Annotated in this window: 17 protein-coding genes; 11 read left to right on the forward strand and 6 right to left on the reverse strand. The window is 70.3% G+C overall.

The window, feature by feature from the left end; all coding sequences use genetic code 11:
- Window positions 1-123: 123 nt before the first annotated feature.
- Together ABZ896_RS21040 and ABZ896_RS21045 are read left to right on the forward strand one after the other, a co-directional pair.
- Window positions 124-261, forward strand: a complete 138-nt coding sequence (locus ABZ896_RS21040) for a hypothetical protein (protein WP_360930962.1) — start codon at window positions 124-126, stop codon at window positions 259-261.
- Window positions 262-300: 39 nt separating this feature from the next.
- Window positions 301-840 (forward strand): YcxB family protein, encoded by a 540-nt coding sequence (locus tag ABZ896_RS21045; protein WP_360930965.1) that lies wholly within the window; start codon window positions 301-303, stop codon window positions 838-840.
- Between the two features lie 12 nt (window positions 841-852).
- Here the strand turns inward: ABZ896_RS21045 and ABZ896_RS21050 are convergent, their stop codons facing one another.
- Complete coding sequence (locus ABZ896_RS21050; protein ID WP_360930968.1) at window positions 853-1,494, reverse strand: PASTA domain-containing protein; 642 nt, start codon at window positions 1,492-1,494, stop codon at window positions 853-855.
- Window positions 1,495-1,671: 177 nt separating this feature from the next.
- Here ABZ896_RS21050 and ABZ896_RS21055 point away from each other — a divergent pair, with 177 nt between their 5' ends.
- On the forward strand, window positions 1,672-1,956 hold the full coding sequence (locus ABZ896_RS21055) for a hypothetical protein (protein ID WP_360930971.1): 285 nt from the start codon (window positions 1,672-1,674) through the stop codon (window positions 1,954-1,956).
- Window positions 1,957-1,994: 38 nt separating this feature from the next.
- Here the strand turns inward: ABZ896_RS21055 and ABZ896_RS21060 are convergent, their stop codons facing one another.
- Entirely contained in the window at window positions 1,995-2,669 is a 675-nt protein-coding gene (locus tag ABZ896_RS21060) for a GDSL-type esterase/lipase family protein (RefSeq protein WP_360930974.1), read from the reverse strand.
- Window positions 2,670-2,808: 139 nt separating this feature from the next.
- On the opposite strand from ABZ896_RS21060, the gene ABZ896_RS21065 reads away from it, so the two are divergent.
- Complete coding sequence (locus ABZ896_RS21065; protein WP_360931016.1) at window positions 2,809-3,846, forward strand: WD40 repeat domain-containing protein; 1,038 nt, start codon at window positions 2,809-2,811, stop codon at window positions 3,844-3,846.
- Here the strand turns inward: ABZ896_RS21065 and ABZ896_RS21070 are convergent.
- The gene (locus tag ABZ896_RS21070; protein WP_360930977.1) at window positions 3,808-4,602 is read right to left on the reverse strand and encodes a TetR/AcrR family transcriptional regulator; all 795 of its coding nucleotides are present in this window, start codon (window positions 4,600-4,602) and stop codon (window positions 3,808-3,810) included. The two genes, ABZ896_RS21065 and ABZ896_RS21070, sit on opposite strands and share 39 nt — an antisense overlap.
- 100 nt (window positions 4,603-4,702) lie before the next feature.
- Between ABZ896_RS21070 and ABZ896_RS21075 the strand changes: the two genes are divergently transcribed.
- From ABZ896_RS21075 to ABZ896_RS21100, 6 genes are all read left to right on the forward strand, one after another.
- Window positions 4,703-5,671, forward strand: a complete 969-nt coding sequence (locus tag ABZ896_RS21075) for an ATP-binding cassette domain-containing protein (protein ID WP_360930980.1) — start codon at window positions 4,703-4,705, stop codon at window positions 5,669-5,671.
- Complete coding sequence (locus ABZ896_RS21080) at window positions 5,668-6,477, forward strand: ABC transporter permease (RefSeq protein ID WP_360930983.1); 810 nt, start codon at window positions 5,668-5,670, stop codon at window positions 6,475-6,477. The genes ABZ896_RS21075 and ABZ896_RS21080 overlap by 4 nt, the downstream gene beginning before the upstream one ends.
- Window positions 6,478-6,586: 109 nt before the next feature.
- Window positions 6,587-8,113, forward strand: coding sequence for a cellulase family glycosylhydrolase (locus tag ABZ896_RS21085; RefSeq protein ID WP_360930986.1), 1,527 nt, complete (start codon window positions 6,587-6,589; stop codon window positions 8,111-8,113).
- Between the two features lie 185 nt (window positions 8,114-8,298).
- Window positions 8,299-9,216 (forward strand): NADP-dependent oxidoreductase, encoded by a 918-nt coding sequence (locus tag ABZ896_RS21090; RefSeq protein ID WP_360930989.1) that lies wholly within the window; start codon window positions 8,299-8,301, stop codon window positions 9,214-9,216.
- Window positions 9,217-9,296: 80 nt separating this feature from the next.
- Window positions 9,297-9,887, forward strand: coding sequence for a Uma2 family endonuclease (locus tag ABZ896_RS21095; RefSeq protein WP_360930992.1), 591 nt, complete (start codon window positions 9,297-9,299; stop codon window positions 9,885-9,887).
- Window positions 9,888-9,904: 17 nt separating this feature from the next.
- Window positions 9,905-10,552 carry a 1,4-alpha-glucan branching protein gene (locus ABZ896_RS21100; RefSeq protein ID WP_360930994.1) on the forward strand — a complete coding sequence of 216 codons (648 nt, stop codon included), beginning with the start codon at window positions 9,905-9,907 and terminating at the stop codon, window positions 10,550-10,552.
- A gap of 41 nt (window positions 10,553-10,593) precedes the next feature.
- Here ABZ896_RS21100 and ABZ896_RS21105 read toward each other — a convergent pair whose 3' ends face one another.
- On the reverse strand, window positions 10,594-12,180 hold the full coding sequence (locus ABZ896_RS21105; RefSeq protein WP_360930996.1) for an amidase: 1,587 nt from the start codon (window positions 12,178-12,180) through the stop codon (window positions 10,594-10,596).
- A 137-nt stretch (window positions 12,181-12,317) separates the two neighbouring features.
- On the opposite strand from ABZ896_RS21105, the gene ABZ896_RS21110 reads away from it, so the two are divergent.
- Window positions 12,318-13,310 carry an aldo/keto reductase gene (locus ABZ896_RS21110; protein WP_360930999.1) on the forward strand — a complete coding sequence of 331 codons (993 nt, stop codon included), beginning with the start codon at window positions 12,318-12,320 and terminating at the stop codon, window positions 13,308-13,310.
- 193 nt (window positions 13,311-13,503) lie between these two features.
- Here the strand turns inward: ABZ896_RS21110 and thpR are convergent, their stop codons facing one another.
- Together thpR and ABZ896_RS21120 are read right to left on the reverse strand one after the other, a co-directional pair.
- Window positions 13,504-14,076 (reverse strand): RNA 2',3'-cyclic phosphodiesterase, encoded by a 573-nt coding sequence (thpR, locus tag ABZ896_RS21115; RefSeq protein WP_360931001.1) that lies wholly within the window; start codon window positions 14,074-14,076, stop codon window positions 13,504-13,506.
- Between the two features lie 537 nt (window positions 14,077-14,613).
- Window positions 14,614-14,799: hypothetical protein (locus ABZ896_RS21120; RefSeq protein WP_360931004.1), on the reverse strand; the 186-nt coding region annotated here is incomplete at its 5' end.

Here is a 14,799-nt window from a genome sequence, read left to right on the forward strand (position 1 = left end):
CCTCACGATCCCGACCGAATCCTGCCGAAGATACGCCCGAATGAGAAACACCTGAACGAGAGATTTGAATCTCCTTTGATCAGGGGGTGCTTGGGCGCGGCGAGCGCACTGTTCACTACAGACATGACGAAGGACGACGACTACGCGAGAACCAGCAGACGCCTGACCCTCTGGGGCGCCCTCGCCGGACTGGCCGTGGCACTGGCCATTCCGACGTACATGGTGGTGGCCGTGCTGCTCTTCGACGGGCCACTCCCTTAGGTGCTGTCCGGGAGTCGCGTCCTTGTACCATCCCGCCTCATGGTCATGAACATGGGGCGGGACGCCGAACAAGGCGTGGTGGAGCTGGCGTACCGGCCGACGGCAGGGGACTTCGTCGCCGGGCTGCGTGAGCGCGGACGGGCCAGCCGGTCGGCACGGAGACAGAAGTGGCTCATCGGTATGGCACTCGTCTTCGCGGGTGTGTTCTCCGCCGTCCAGCTGGCCCAGGGGGAGATACCGGTGTTCCTGCCGGTCTGGGCGCTCGTCTCCGCCGCCGTCCTGCTCTTCCTGTTGCCGAGACTGCAGGGCCGCCAGCTGCTGCGTGCGGCTCAGCCCCACGGGGAGTACCGGGCGACGGTGACCGACGAGGGGCTGACGATCGTCACGGACAACAGCACCACGACGGTCAACTGGGCGGCGCAGCCGCGCTACCGCGAGGGCCGGGACGTCTTCGTCCTGCTCAGCGCCGACCGAAACGCCACCTGCCTCACTGTCCTGCCCAAGCGCGGCCTAGGCGACCCCACCGACGCCGACCGCCTCCGCGAAATCCTCGACCGCAACGCGACGCGAGCGCAGTAGTGCTTCGTCCGGTCAGGGGCAACTCTCCTCGTACTTGACCGCCGTGAAGGTCACCGGCTGCCCGGTCAGCTTCACGCCCGGCTTCGGATCCTGTGTGCACACCTGCCAGTTCGACTCGACAAGAATCAACCGATCCTCGCCGGTCGCGTCCTTCACCGTGATCGACGTACTGGAGTCGAGCGCGGCACGTGCCGACTTCACGGACTTCCCCGTGAAGTCGGGCATCGTCGCACCGGCAGCCGTCGGCTCGCCCTGGTCCTTCGCAGGGCAGCTCTCCTCCAACTTCACCGCGCCGAAGTCCAGCTCCGTATCGACCGACAGCGTCTTCCCTGCGGCGGGGTTCTGCGAGCAGACCTTCCAGTTCCGGTCGAGGGCCTGGAGGCGGTCGCGGCCAAGGGCGTCGTGCGAGTCGAGGTTGTAGAACCCGGCCGCCTGCGCCTCGTCCTGTGCCGACTGAAGCCCCTTGCCGACGAAGTTCGGGACGGTCTTCTTCTCGGCGACCGAACCGGCACTCTCGGCCGGCTCACTGGCAGCCGCGCTCGGGGTGGTACTGCCCCCGCCACTCGCGGTGTTGCCGGGCCCGCAGCCGGTCGCGGTGCCCCCGAGCACGAGCACGCCGGCCGTGATGCCCCCGATGAGTCTCCAGTTCGCCATGGTTGCCCCCCAGTGATGCGCGGATTGACGGAGGGGGAGAGTACGGGCGGTGCCAGTGGCTCCGTGGCCGAACGATGGTGCTGTGCCCTGAAGGAGTGGTGCGGGTAGCGGGCCGCCCGCGGCCTTCGACGCCGCACGGCCTGGCACCGGCTGATCACCGTGCATAGGGTTCCCCCCATGAACGACGAGATCACGACCACGGTCGGCAGGGAGTTCTACTCGTTCGACGGGCGGATACTCGAGATCTTCGGCGGCGGCCCCATTCGCTTCCACATACGGCACATGTACGTACGCGTCACCAGCCCCGACCGCAAGGGGAAGCGGGTCGTGGAGATCGGGCACGGTCGACCGGAGTTCCGGGGCAGGTGCCATATATGGAGGTACACGGCCGAGGAGTGGGAGCAAGCCCCTGGCCTGGCCGCGCTGTTGGAAGCGGTGCGGGCGGCCATCGACGCGGCCTAGGACGGGTCCGCACCGCCTCCCAGAGGACGGCCGCCCCCTCAGGCCCCGTACGGCTCGCCCAGGTCCCACGCCTGGTGCATCGCGTCCGCGAACGCCGCCGCGATCTTGTGCTCGCCGCTCGTGTTCGGGTGCGTGCCGTCGTAGGTGTCGTGGTTGATGTCGTACGACACCGGCGGCGACGCCAGCAGCAGCGGCGAGCGCGGTTCGTCCAGGTCGGAGGCGGTCTTCGCGAGGAGGTCGTTGAAGAGGGAGACCTGCGTGGCGAAGGGCGCGTCGGACTCCGCGCGGACGTTCGGGATCACCGGCAGCAGCACCATGGCGACCCGCGGGTTCGCCTCCCGCGCCGCCGCCACGAACCGGGCCGCGTTCTCGGCGGTCTGCTCGGCGTTCGTGTAGAAGCCGAGATCGATCAGGCCCAACGACACCAGGAGCACATCCGCCCGGTGCGTCCGCACCGCCTCGCCGATCAGCGGAGCCATGTGCAGCCAGCCCTCGCCCCAGCCGGCGAGGTGGGCGCGGGGGAAGTCCGGATCGGCGTACTCGTACGACGTGGGCGTGTCCGTCGCCTTGTCGTACAGCGTCTCGCGCGGGCCCACGAGCGCGAAGGGGCCGCCGTAGGAGTCGCGCAGGTGCTGCCACAGGCGGTAGCGCCACGTGTGTTCGCCGGCGCTGCCGATGGTCATGGAGTCACCGACGGACATGAATCGCAGCATGCGCCCATCATCGGTGATTCTTACCGGCGGGTAGCAGATCTTGGGCAATCTCCGGGCTGTGAAGATTCCCACCCCGCCCGCCCACCCCACCGCGGCCGACCCGGCACAGCGGGCGCAGCCGGATGGCAGGCTTGTCGCCATGCGCCGACCGTCCGCCCTGCTCGCCGGGCTCCTGCTCGTGGGTGTGTTCACCCTGCCCACCGCCGGAACCGCCTCCGCCGCCGGAGCCGCCTCCGCCGCCGAAACCACCTCGGCCGCCGGCACCGCCTCCGCCGACGCGGACGGCAAGGGCGACAGGGGGTTCACGATCTCCGACCCCCGGATCACCGAGTCCAGCGGCCTCGCAGCCTCCCGGCAGCACCCCGGGATCTACTGGACCCACAACGACCAGGACACCGGCGCCTACCTCTACGCCGTCGACAGCGCCACCGGCAGGACGGTCGCCCGGATCACCATGACCGGCGTCGGCACCCCGAGGGACGTCGAGGCGATCCAGATGGGCCCGGACAACGAGCTCTGGGTCGGCGACATCGGCGACAACGACGGGGTGACCTGGCCCTTCGTCTGGATCTACAAGCTGCCCGAGCCGAAGGTCCTCAAGGACCAGTCGATCAGGGCGACGCAGTACGTCGTGAAGTACACCGACGGCTCCCGCGACGCCGAGTCCCTCCTCGTCCACCCCAAGACCGGCCGCGTCTACATCATCGACAAGCAGGAGGACGGCGGTCACCTCTACGAGGGCCCCGCGACCCTCTCCTCCTCGGGCACCAACGTCTTCAAGCCGGTCAAGCCGGTCGACCTGTGGGCCACCGACGCCGCCTTCTCCCCGGACGGCCAACGGGTCGTCGTACGCGGCTACTTCGGCGGTATCTGGTACGACTGGAACGGCGGCGACCTCAAGCGCGGCGGCCGCATCAGCGTCCCCCTCGGCCAGGGCGAGTCCGTCTCCTACTCGCCGGACGGCACGAAGATCCTGCTCGGCATGGAGGGCGCCGACAGCGTGGTGGAGGCGCAGGACGCACCCGGCGGAGACTCGGCCAAGTCCCCTTCGGGGAGCGGGAGTTCGGCGGACGGCGACAGCACCCCCGGCGGTGACACCATCAAGGTCGGGGGCGTGGCCGTCGTGGTCGGCATCGCCCTACTCCTCGGCCTGCGCCGCCTGTTCCGCCGCCGCTGACGCCCGCACCCGCGCCCGTACGCACGTCTCCAGCCCGTCCAGGATCCGCTGAAGCCCGAACTCGAAGTGGTCGAAGCCGGCGCTCCAGGTGTCCTCGGCGAGGGAGGCCAGCACGGGGTAGCGGCCGGTCGCCATGACCTTCTCGATGAACGGCGCCTGGGCCGCGTAGAACTCGGCGGTCGTCATGCCCGACGTCCGCTCGGCCTCCCGCTCGTAGACCTGCGTGCGCGCGGCCCCGACGACGTACCCGTCGACCGCGATGACCGCCGACACCAGCTCCGGGTCGGTCAGTCCCATCGGCTTGATCCGGTCGAGCACCTTCTCCATGCCGTCCAGCGCGCTCGGGCCGAGCAGCGGGCGCGACTGGTTGACGCCGAGCAGCCAGGGGTGGCGGGTGTAGAGGGCGAGCGTGGCGCGGGCCATCGCCTCCAGGGCGGAGCGCCAGGTGCCGTCGCCGAGGTCGGCCGGGTTCTCGGAGGGGCGCTGGACGCGGTCGAGCATCAGGTCGAGCAGCTCGGCCTTGCCGGGCACGTACCGGTACAGGGACATCGCGCCGGTGCCGAGTTCGGTGGCGACCCGGCGCATCGAGACCGCGTCCAGCCCCTCCGCGTCCGCGACCCGGACGGCCGCTTCCACGATCCGGTCGAGGGTCAGCCCCGGCTTGGGCCCTCTGCTGGGCCGCGGCCCGCTGTCCCACAGCAGTTCGAGCGTGCGGACGATGTCGCCGCTCCCGCTGGTGTCACCGCTGCTCGTCATGGGGGCAGCTTAGTTCCGGCGGCGGGGGCGGCGAAAAACCGGGTACGGCGTACGCGTAATCGGGTACGGTGTACTCAGTTAAGGGAGAGAAGGGGGAACCATGACCACCGACGACGGACACGCCGTCCACGCCGAGGGCCTGAAGAAGCGCTACGGCGACAAACGCGCCCTCGACCGCTTCGACCTGGCCGTCCGCGAGGGCACCGTGCACGGTCTGCTCGGACCGAACGGCGCCGGGAAGACCACGGCCGTCCGCATCCTGTCCACGCTGGTCCGGCTGGACGGCGGCCGGGCCACCGTCGCCGGGCTCGACGTGGCCCGGCACCCCCGCGAGGTGCGGGCGCGGATCGGCCTCACCGGGCAGTACGCCGCCGTGGACGAGGTGCTCACCGGCCGGCAGAACCTCGAGATGTTCGGCCGCCTCTTCCACCTCGGCGGCAGGCGGGCCAAGTTGCGGGCCGCCGAGCTCCTGGAGCAGTTCGACCTCACCGACGCCGCCGACAAGGGCGTCGGCAAGTACAGCGGCGGCATGCGGCGCCGCCTCGACCTCGCCGCCTCGATGATCCTCGCGCCCGCCGTGCTCTTCCTCGACGAGCCGACGACGGGCCTCGATCCCCGTAGCCGCGGCGAAGTCTGGGAATCCGTAAGGGCGTTGGTGGCGAGCGGTACCACCGTCCTGCTGACCACCCAGTACCTGGAGGAGGCCGACCGGCTCGCCTCCCGCATCACCGTCATCGACCAGGGCCGCTCCATCGCCGACGACACCCCCGACGGGCTCAAGGACCGGGTCGGCGGCGACCGTATCGAGGTCGTGGTCGCCGAGCGGACCGACATCCCGCGCGTGGTGAAGGTCGTCGCCCGGGTCAGCGACGGCGAACCCGAGGCGGAGGAAGGCGAGTTGCGGGTCCACGCCCCCGTCGTCGACCGGGTCGCCGCCCTCACCGAGGTCGCCCGCACCCTCCAGGACGAGGGGGTGCGGGTCGAGGACATCGGACTGCGCAGGCCGAGCCTCGACGACGTGTTCCTGCGCCTGACCGGACACCGCACGGAGAAGGAGGAGACAGCGTGAGCACGCTGGAGGCCACCCACGGCCGTACCTACTGGGCCCTGGCCGACGTCTGGAACATCGTCCGCCGCGGCCTCACCCACTACCGCCGCCAACCCGTCAACATCGCCTGGCAGTTGGGCTTCCCCATCCTCTCCGTCCTGCTCTACGGCTATGTCTTCGGCAGCGCCATGCAGGTGCCCGGCGGCGGGGACTACAAGGACTTCCTGATGCCCGGCATGTTCGTGATGACGATGGCCTTCGGCTTCATCAACACCGCGACCCTCGTGGTGTACGACGCCACCAAGGGCGTGATCGACCGGTTCCGCTCGATGCCGATGGCCTCCTCCGCGGTGGTCGCGGGCCGCGGGGTGACCGATCTCCTCGTCGCCTGCGCCGAGTTGGCCATCATGATGCTCACCGCGGTGGCGATGGGCTGGCGTCCGGACGGCGGACTCGGCTTCCTCGCCGCGTTCGGACTGCTGCTGTGGCTCAGGTTCGCGCTGATCTGGATCGGGGTCTGGCTGGGCCTGATGGTCCCCAACCCGGAGGCGGCGGGCGGCCTGTTCGCGGTCGCCTTCCCGCTCACGATGATCTCCAGCATCTTCGTCGCCCCCCAGCTGATGCCCGACTGGCTGGGCGCGGTGGCGGCCTGGAACCCCATCTCCTCGACGGCGGCGGCCACCCGCGACCTGTTCGGCACACCGGTGGGCGGCGGCGACTCCTGGGTCGAGCGGCACGCGCTGCTGATGGCCGGGGTGTGGCCGGTGGTGCTCACGGCGGTCTTCCTGCCGCTCGCGGTACGGAGGTTCCAGAAGCTCAGTAGGTAGCGTCCCGTGTCTTGACGTGTCCATGTGACCTGACTTCCATGGGAGGGGCCGGGTGGTGGGAGCGCTCCCACCCCGTTCCGGACCCGCCCCTTCGAGAGGAAGCAGCGACATGTTCCGCAGCTTGCGAAGAGTGCTGTGCGCGGCGGTACTTCTGTTACCGCTCCTGGTCGGAGCGCAGTCGGCGCACGCCGCCGAGGCCGGGCCGGTCCGGGTGGCCGAGGCCGGCGCCGGGTACTGGCACACCAGCGGCCGCCAGATCCTGGACGCGTCCGGGCAGCCGGTCCGGATCGCCGGGATCAACTGGTTCGGCTTCGAGACCGGCAACTACGTCGTGCACGGCCTCTGGTCCCGCGACTACAAGTCCATGATCGACCAGATGAAGTCGCTGGGCTACAACACGATCCGCATCCCGTTCAGCGACGACATCTTCAAGTCGGGGACCGTCCCCAACAGCATCGACTTCTCCAGCGGCAAGAACGCCGACCTCCAGGGACTGAACTCCCTCGGCGTCCTCGACAAGATCGTGTCGTACGCCGGTCAGGACGGCCTCAAGGTCATCCTCGACCGGCACCGCCCGGACGCCGGCGGCCAGTCGGCGCTCTGGTACACGGCCGCGGTCCCGGAGTCGACCTGGATCGCCAACCTCAAGACGCTGGCGACGCGTTACCAGGGCCAGGACACCGTCGTAGGCATCGATCTGCACAACGAGCCGCATGATCCGGCCTGTTGGGGCTGCGGAGACACCGCCACGGACTGGCGCCTGGCCGCCCAGCGGGCCGGCAACGCGGTGCTGTCCGTCAACCCCGACCTGCTGATCTTCGTCGAGGGCGTGCAGACCTTCAACGGCGTCTCGGGCTGGTGGGGCGGCAACCTGATGGGCGTGGCGCAGTACCCGGTGCAGCTGAGTGTCGCGGGCCGGGTGGTGTACTCGGCCCACGACTACGCCACGTCCGTGGCCCAGCAGAGCTGGTTCAGCGATCCGGCGTTCCCCGCGAACATGCCGGGGATCTGGGACAAGTACTGGGGCTACATCTTCAAGCAGAACATCGCGCCGGTGTGGGTGGGCGAGTTCGGCACGACGCTGGCGTCGACCGTTGACCAGAAGTGGCTGGCGGCGCTGGTGACGTACCTCCGCCCGACCTCGACGTACGGCGCCGACTCCTTCCACTGGACCTTCTGGTCGTGGAACCCCAACTCCGGTGACACGGGCGGGATCCTGAAGGACGACTGGCAGACGGTGGACATGGTGAAGGACGGGTATCTCGCGAGCGTGAAGGCGCCGGGGTTCCCGGGCTCGGGCGGCGGCAGCGACCCCGGTGACCCGGGCGGGGGCACGGCGGCCTGCACCGCCGCCTACTCCGTCAGCAGCGACTGGGGAAGCGGCTTCAACGCCGAAGTGAAGGTGACGAACTCCGGTGCGGTGGCCCTGAGTTCGTGGAAGGTCACATGGACCTGGCCGGGCGCGCAGAAGGTGACGTCCATGTGGAACGCCTCGTACACCCAGACCGGCTCCTCCGTGACCGCGACGAACGCCTCGCACAACGGCACGGTCCCGGCGGGAGGTTCGGCGACCTTCGGATTCGGAGCCGCACCGGGAGGCGGGGGCACACCGACCGTGACCTGCACGGCGGCGTGACCCCTGGCGCACACCCGCCCACCAGGCACTGATTGGTGCATTTGTCCCACGCCCCAGGGCATACGCCCAGGTCGGTTCCGGGCAAGGGCGGGACAAACGCACCAATCACCTGGGGAATACCGGTCCGCCCCACGGTCGTTGTAGGCGCCGGTCTGGCCCCCCGGAGGAAGCGCGGTGAGCTCGTGATGAAGGCGGTGCGGTTCCATGGGTACGGCGGGATCGAGGTGCTGCGGGTCGAAGAAGTGGAGCGGCCCTCGGCCGGGGCCGGGCAGCTGCTCGTGGAGGTGCGCGCGGCCGGGATCCAGCCCGGGGAGGTGATGATCCGGGAGGGCGCGCGGCACGACCGCTGGCCTGCGACGTTCCCCTCCGGGCAGGGCAGTGACCTGGCCGGGGTCGTGGTGGAGACGGGTCCGCAGAGCCGCGGCTTCGCGGTGGGCGACGAGGTTCTCGGCTTCACCCATCGGCGGGCGAGCCACGCGGAGTTCGTGGTCGTCGACGACGTGAACGTGGTCGCGAAGCCGGCCGGGCTGTCCTGGGAGGTCGCCGGGTCGCTGTACGTGGCCGGTACGACCGCGTACGCCACCGTGTTCGCGGTGGACCCCGCGCCGGGCGACACCATCGTGGTGTCCGGTGCGGCGGGCGGGGTCGGCTCGCTCGCGGTACAGCTCGCGCGGCGGCACGGGGCCACGGTGATCGGGCTGGCGAGCACGCGCAACCACGACTGGCTGAAGGAGCGGGGGGTCGTGCCGGTCGCCTACGGGGAGGGGGTGGCCGAGCGGGTCCGGGAGGCGGCGGGCGGGCGCGTCGACGCGTTCATCGACACGTACGGCGAGGGGTATGTGCGGCTGGCCGTGGAGCTGGGTGTCCGGCCGTCGCGCATCAACACGATCCGCGACTGGCGTACGGCGGCGGAGGTCGGCGCGCGTACGTACGGTGAGGGTGCGGCGGCCTGCGCGGTCGTCCTGGGCGAGCTGTCCCGTATGGCCGCGCGCGGGGAGCTGGAGGTGCCGGTGGCTCGCGTCTACCCGCTGGAAGAGGTCCAGGACGCCTACCGTGACCTGGAACAGGGCCACACCCACGGCAAGATCGTGCTCCGGCCCTGAACCCGTGTCCTCGTCACCGTGCGTATCGTTGTACTGCGCGGTTGCGCTCTTCCGTGGGGCAGCCGGGGAGGAGCGCCACGATGACCGTCCTTGAAGACAGGATCGCGATGGCCGAGAGCGACGACACGAGTTGGCTCGACGAGATGTTCGAGCTGCTTGAGAAACTGCCTGTCCCCGAGGGATTCAAGGTGGAGATCGTCGAGGGGGCCATCCACATGTCGCCGCAGCGGGACATTCACTGGGACACGATTCGCAAGATCCTTTGGGCCCTGGAGGACCGCTTCGGTCGGCGCGCGAAGCTGTTCTCGGACGTCCGCATCGACTTCCCCGGCCACCGGAACGGTTTCGCCCCGGACGTGGCGAAGCTGCGCGACGACGCCCAGAAGGACTCCAGCGGCCGCTGGCGTCACCAGGACGTGGAATTCGTCGCGGAGGTCATCTCCAGGGACACCGCTCAGAACGACTACGGCGCCAAGAAGACCGCGTACGCACGCGCCGAGGTCCCCGTCTACGTAATCGCGGACCCGTACGTGGGCAAGTGCCGTCTGTTCACCCACCCCAAGGACGGCGACTACGTGAACGACATGTCCATCACCTACGGCGGGGATGTCGACATGACCGCGACCCCCTTGGACCTCACCCTGAAAACGGATGAGTTCCCCCGCGACTGACTGGCACAATCCGGCGCATGGCGATCATCCACCAGACCACGGTCAAGCCCACCAAGCTCGAACTGCTCACCCCCTGGCTGCCCACCCGCCCCTGGTATCTCGGTTCCGGCGCACCGGAGTTGGCGAAGGCCGGCGGGTTCCGGCTGGACGATCCGGAGGGTGAGGTCGGGATCGAGTTCATGGTGGTCCTCGACACCTCGGGACCCGAACCCGTCGCCTACCACGTCCCCCTCACCTACCGCGCCGCCCCGCTCCCCGGCGCCGAACACGCCCTCGTCAGCACGATGGAGCACGGCGTGCTCGGCCCCCGCTGGGCCTACGACGGCTGCCACGACCCGGTGCTGTACGCCACCCTCCTCGCCCTGTTCGAGGGCCGCGCCCGGGCCCAGGCCCAGAGCCTCTCCGACACCCCCGACGACGAGGTCGCCCACTCGTACACCGGCCCCGAACTCCCCGCCCCCACCTGGCCGGTGGAGATCACGGACACCGGCGACGGCACCCGCCTCACCGCCCCCGACGGCACGGTCCTCCACGTCCGCCGTGTCCTCGACCCCACGGCCCCCGACACCCGCCCCTCCGACGCGACCGGCCATGTCTCCAGTGCGTGGCAGGCCTCGGAGGACACCCGCGTACGGGCCGTGTTCGCCACGCTGGCCTCCGTCTGACCTCCGCTGGCCCCCGTCTGACGTCACTTGAGGCGCCGGCCTCAGAACCCCACATCCGCCCCCCGGTACTCCGGCGCCCTCCGCACCCGGCTCGCCCGCTCGTACGCGTACGCCAACCGCAGCAGCACCGGCTCGCTCCACGCCGTTCCCATGAAGGTCACCCCGACCGGGAGGCCGTGGGCGAACCCCGCGGGGACGCTGATCGCGGGATACCCGGCGAGGGCGGCCGGGGTCGAGGCGCCGCCGCCGTACATGTCCCCGCGGATCAGGTCGATCTTGGCCGGTGGTCCGGACGTCGGCATCACGAGGGCGTCGAGGCGGTGCCGGCGCAGCACCGCGTCGATGCCCTCGGCGCGGGAGAGCCGGTGGTTGACGGCCAGCGCCTCCCGGTACTCCCGTTCCGAGAAGTCCAGTTGGTGCACGGTCTCCAGCCCGTCCTGGCGCACATAGCGCAACTCCCGTTCGGCGTGCGCCCTGTTGAAGGCGATCAGCTCGGCCAGGCTGCGTGGATGGTCACCGGGAGCGGCGGCCAGATAGCCGTTCAGGGCGCGCTTGAACTCGTACGCCTGGACCACCAACGAGCCGGGCAGGTCCTCCAGTTGCTCGGCCGTGGGGATGTCGGCCGGGTCGACGACGACCGCTCCGGCCTTCCGCAGCACCCCGAGCGCGCGCTCCGCGATCTCGTCGGCGTGGTCGCTGTAGCCGTAGTACACGGTCCGGGGGACGCCGATCCGCGCGCCGCGCAGCCCGTCCGGGTCCAGGAAGCGGGTGTAGTCGCGGTGGAAGCGGCCTCGGCTCGCCCGGGTCGCCGGGTCCCGCGGGTCGACGCCCACCAGTGTGCCGAGCAGGATCGCCGCGTCCCGGACCGTCCGCGCCATCGGCCCGACGCTGTCCTGGCTCGGCACCCCGGGGATCACCCCGCCGCGGCCGACCAGCCCGACCGTCGGCTTGACCCCGACGACGCAGTTCGCCGAGGCCGGGTCGATGATCGAGCCGTTGGTCTCGGTGCCGATCCCGGCGACGCACAGGTCGGCCGCGACGGCGGCCCCCGTGCCGGAGCTCGACTCGTTGGGCGAGCGGTCCAGCTTGTACGGGTTGCGGGTCTGGCCGCCCCGGGCGCTCCAGCCCGCGTGGTGGACGAGCGACATCCCGCCCGCCCACTCGCTGAGGTTGGTCTTGCCGAGCACCACGGCACCCGCGGCCCGCAGCCGGGCGGCGACCGTGGCGTCCCGCGCCGGCCGCAGCCCCTCCAGGGCGAGCGAACCGGCCGTGGTGTGCATCCGGTCCGCCGTCTCCACCAGGTCCTTCAGCAGGACCGGCATCCCGTGCAGCGGCCCCCGCGGCCCGCGCAGGGCGTCCAGCCGCCGCGCCTCGTCCAGGGCGTCCGGATTGACCTCGATCACCGCGTGCAGCAGCGGGTCGATCCGTTCGATCCGCTCCAGGTAGTGACGGGTCAGCCGTACGGCGTCCAGCCGCCCGTCGGCGATCCGCGCCCGCAGTTCCGTGATGCCCGGTTCGACGGGCTCACCGGAGTCGGCCCGGGCCGGTACCGCTCCGAGCCAGGGCGCGGCGGCGGCCGCGGCGCCGAGCGCGAGGACGTTACGGCGGGTGGTGTGGGTGGGCTCCATACCCATCGACGGTAGGGACGCGACGGCCCCGGCTCGCTCCGGCTGTCCCCCCTTTCCTCCCGGGAGAAAACCCCAGCAGGACGCCCCGAGGGGACCCACTTGCCTAGAGCGCACTCCACGCCGTTGGCTAGGTGGTCATGAGGTACACGCAGCTCGGACGCACAGGACTCAAGGTCAGCCGACTGGTCCTCGGCACCATGAACTTCGGCCCGCAGACCGACGAACCGGACAGCCACGCGATCATGGACGCGGCGCTGGACGCGGGCATCAACTTCTTCGACACGGCGAACGTGTACGGCTGGGGCGAGAACAAGGGCCGTACCGAGGAGATCATCGGCAACTGGTTCGCCAAGAGCGCGGCCCACCGCGACAAGGTGGTCCTCGCCACCAAGGTGTACGGCAACATGGCCGCCGACGGCGACGCCTGGCCCAACCACGACAAGCTCTCCGCGGTGAACATCCGCCGCGCGGTCGACGCCTCGCTCAAGCGGCTGCGGACCGACTACATCGACGTCTACCAGTTCCACCACATCGACCGGAACACGCCCTTCGACGAGATCTGGCAGGCGATCGACGTCCTGGTCCAGCAGGGCAAGGTCCTCTACGCCGGCTCCTCCAACTTCCCCGGCTACAAGATCGCCCAGGCCAACGAGACCGCCGCCCGCCGTGGCGGCACCATCGGCCTGGTCAGCGAGCAGTGCCTCTACAACCTCGCCGAGCGGCGCGCGGAGATGGAGGTCATCCCGGCCGCGCAGGAGTACGGCCTCGGCGTCATCCCCTGGTCCCCGCTGCACGGCGGCCTGCTCGGCGGGGTCATCAAGAAGGAGGCCCAGGGCGGCCGCCGCGCCTCCGGCCGCGCCGCCGACACCCTCGCCGACCCGGCCAAGCGCGCCCAGATCCAGGCGTACGAGGACCTCCTGGAGAAGCACGGCCTGGAACCCGGCGAAGCGGCCCTGTCCTGGCTCCTGACCCGCCCCGGCGTCACGGGCCCGATCGTGGGCCCCCGCACGGCGGAACAGCTGGAGTCGGCGATCAGGGCGGTGGAACTGGACCTGTCGGAGGACGTCCTGGCAGGTCTGGACGAAATCTTCCCGGGCCCTGGGCCTTCCCCGGAAGCCTTCGCTTGGTGATTGCAGGCCGACGTAGGCGCTTTTAGGGGCGCGGGGAACTGCGCGACCAGCCACGACGGCGCAGCAGCCGACAACGCACCGCAGTTCCCCGGCCCTACCTACCGAGGGCCGCAGCCAACGCCACAACGACGAACATCATCACGAGCACACCGGCCATGATCCGGTTACGGGTCTTCGGGTCCACACAACGAGCCTAACCGGCCCCGCTCAGCACCCACCGCCCGACCACCTCGTACCGAGGCTGCTCCCCCACCACCCCCGACGTCGGCAAATTACTCCGCACCAACGCGACCTCACCGACGGTCCACGCCCGGCTCGCATACGCGTCCAGCACCTCCAGATACGGCCGTACATCAACCGCCTCCCGACTCCGCGCCACCGTCAGATGCGCCTTGTACCGCCGGTGCTCCCCCATCTCCACCCCCGCCTTCCGCCCCGCCGCCTCCGCCCGCTCGGCCAGCAACCGCAGTTCCGCCAGACCGCCGGAGGCCCCCGCCCACAACGCCCGTCCGTGCCCGAACTGCCCACCCCCACGCACGGCCAGCGAAAAGGCAGACGTCCGCCGGGCAGCCCGCGCCAGCCGCTCCGACAGCTCCGCTACGACGAAGTCGTCGACCTCCCCGTAGAACGCGAGCGTGAAGTGCCACCCCGGGACCCCGGTCCAGCGCAACCCGCCGGCCCCCGGAAGCCTCCTCAACTCCCCTACCCGCAGCGCGAGTTCGTCGACGACATCCTGCGGAGGCAGCACCGCGGCGAAGAGTCTCATGAGCCCCAGCCTGTCACCATGAGGGCATGGAGATCACCATCAGGGACGGCGCACCGGCCGCCACCCTGGCCCTCACCGACAGCCCCGGCTCCTACGTCCCGCCGGTCGACAAGCGCCCGAGCGTTACCAAACGCTTGCCCAGCGCTACACCCTTCAGGGTGGAGTTGCAGAGCATTCTGCCCGTAGCGGCCGAAGGACTTGCGGCAGCACAGCTAAGATCGCCTTGTCCGACAACAGCGTTGTCGGACCTACCGCCGGACGGGCGGAAAGTCAGGCCTGCGGAGGCCGTGTAAGACCGACCTTCACCGGTCGGCAGTGGCCTGTGAAACAGGAACCCGAGGTGGTATCGCGTAGCGGTGCGAACCAAAATCTCCCACCCCCGGGCAGGAGAGGGCGTCAAATCCACTGGCTCGCCTCCGACCGCCACTTCAAAGCCGCGGCTCGGCGAGCACGACTGGCCTGGCCAGCTACTGGCCCGGAGGGTACGAACAAGCAACAACCCTCCGGGCCAAGGAAGCCGCAAAAGCCGCCACAGACTTACACGGCCGGTGCCAGCGCCTCCCGCACCTCGCGCGGCACGAACCGCACGTGTGGGTGGCCGCGGTTCCAGCCGACCGACAGCCGCAGGTTGCCGACCCGGGCGAGGACCAGGCCGATGGCGTCCCGGCCCGTACGGCGTCCAGCATCAGCGGGGAGCCGCCGTCGGTGGGGGAGACGAGGAGC

The organism is Streptomyces sp. NPDC047072 (genome assembly GCF_040643855.1).
Lineage (GTDB): Bacteria > Actinomycetota > Actinomycetes > Streptomycetales > Streptomycetaceae > Streptomyces.

Coding starts and splice junctions, on each gene's coding strand:
- ABZ896_RS21045 (WP_360930965.1), top strand. CDS start 301: ATGGTCATGAACATGGGGCGGGACGCCGAACAAGGCGTGGTGGAGCTG.
- thpR (WP_360931001.1), bottom strand. CDS start 14,076: ATGAGACTCTTCGCCGCGGTGCTGCCTCCGCAGGATGTCGTCGACGAA.
- ABZ896_RS21040 (WP_360930962.1), top strand. CDS start 124: ATGACGAAGGACGACGACTACGCGAGAACCAGCAGACGCCTGACCCTC.
- ABZ896_RS21065 (WP_360931016.1), top strand. CDS start 2,809: ATGCGCCGACCGTCCGCCCTGCTCGCCGGGCTCCTGCTCGTGGGTGTG.
- ABZ896_RS21070 (WP_360930977.1), bottom strand. CDS start 4,602: ATGACGAGCAGCGGTGACACCAGCGGGAGCGGCGACATCGTCCGCACG.
- ABZ896_RS21075 (WP_360930980.1), top strand. CDS start 4,703: ATGACCACCGACGACGGACACGCCGTCCACGCCGAGGGCCTGAAGAAG.
- ABZ896_RS21090 (WP_360930989.1), top strand. CDS start 8,299: ATGAAGGCGGTGCGGTTCCATGGGTACGGCGGGATCGAGGTGCTGCGG.
- ABZ896_RS21110 (WP_360930999.1), top strand. CDS start 12,318: ATGAGGTACACGCAGCTCGGACGCACAGGACTCAAGGTCAGCCGACTG.
- ABZ896_RS21085 (WP_360930986.1), top strand. CDS start 6,587: ATGTTCCGCAGCTTGCGAAGAGTGCTGTGCGCGGCGGTACTTCTGTTA.
- ABZ896_RS21055 (WP_360930971.1), top strand. CDS start 1,672: ATGAACGACGAGATCACGACCACGGTCGGCAGGGAGTTCTACTCGTTC.
- ABZ896_RS21050 (WP_360930968.1), bottom strand. CDS start 1,494: ATGGCGAACTGGAGACTCATCGGGGGCATCACGGCCGGCGTGCTCGTG.
- ABZ896_RS21100 (WP_360930994.1), top strand. CDS start 9,905: ATGGCGATCATCCACCAGACCACGGTCAAGCCCACCAAGCTCGAACTG.
- ABZ896_RS21095 (WP_360930992.1), top strand. CDS start 9,297: ATGACCGTCCTTGAAGACAGGATCGCGATGGCCGAGAGCGACGACACG.
- ABZ896_RS21060 (WP_360930974.1), bottom strand. CDS start 2,669: ATGCTGCGATTCATGTCCGTCGGTGACTCCATGACCATCGGCAGCGCC.
- ABZ896_RS21105 (WP_360930996.1), bottom strand. CDS start 12,180: ATGGAGCCCACCCACACCACCCGCCGTAACGTCCTCGCGCTCGGCGCC.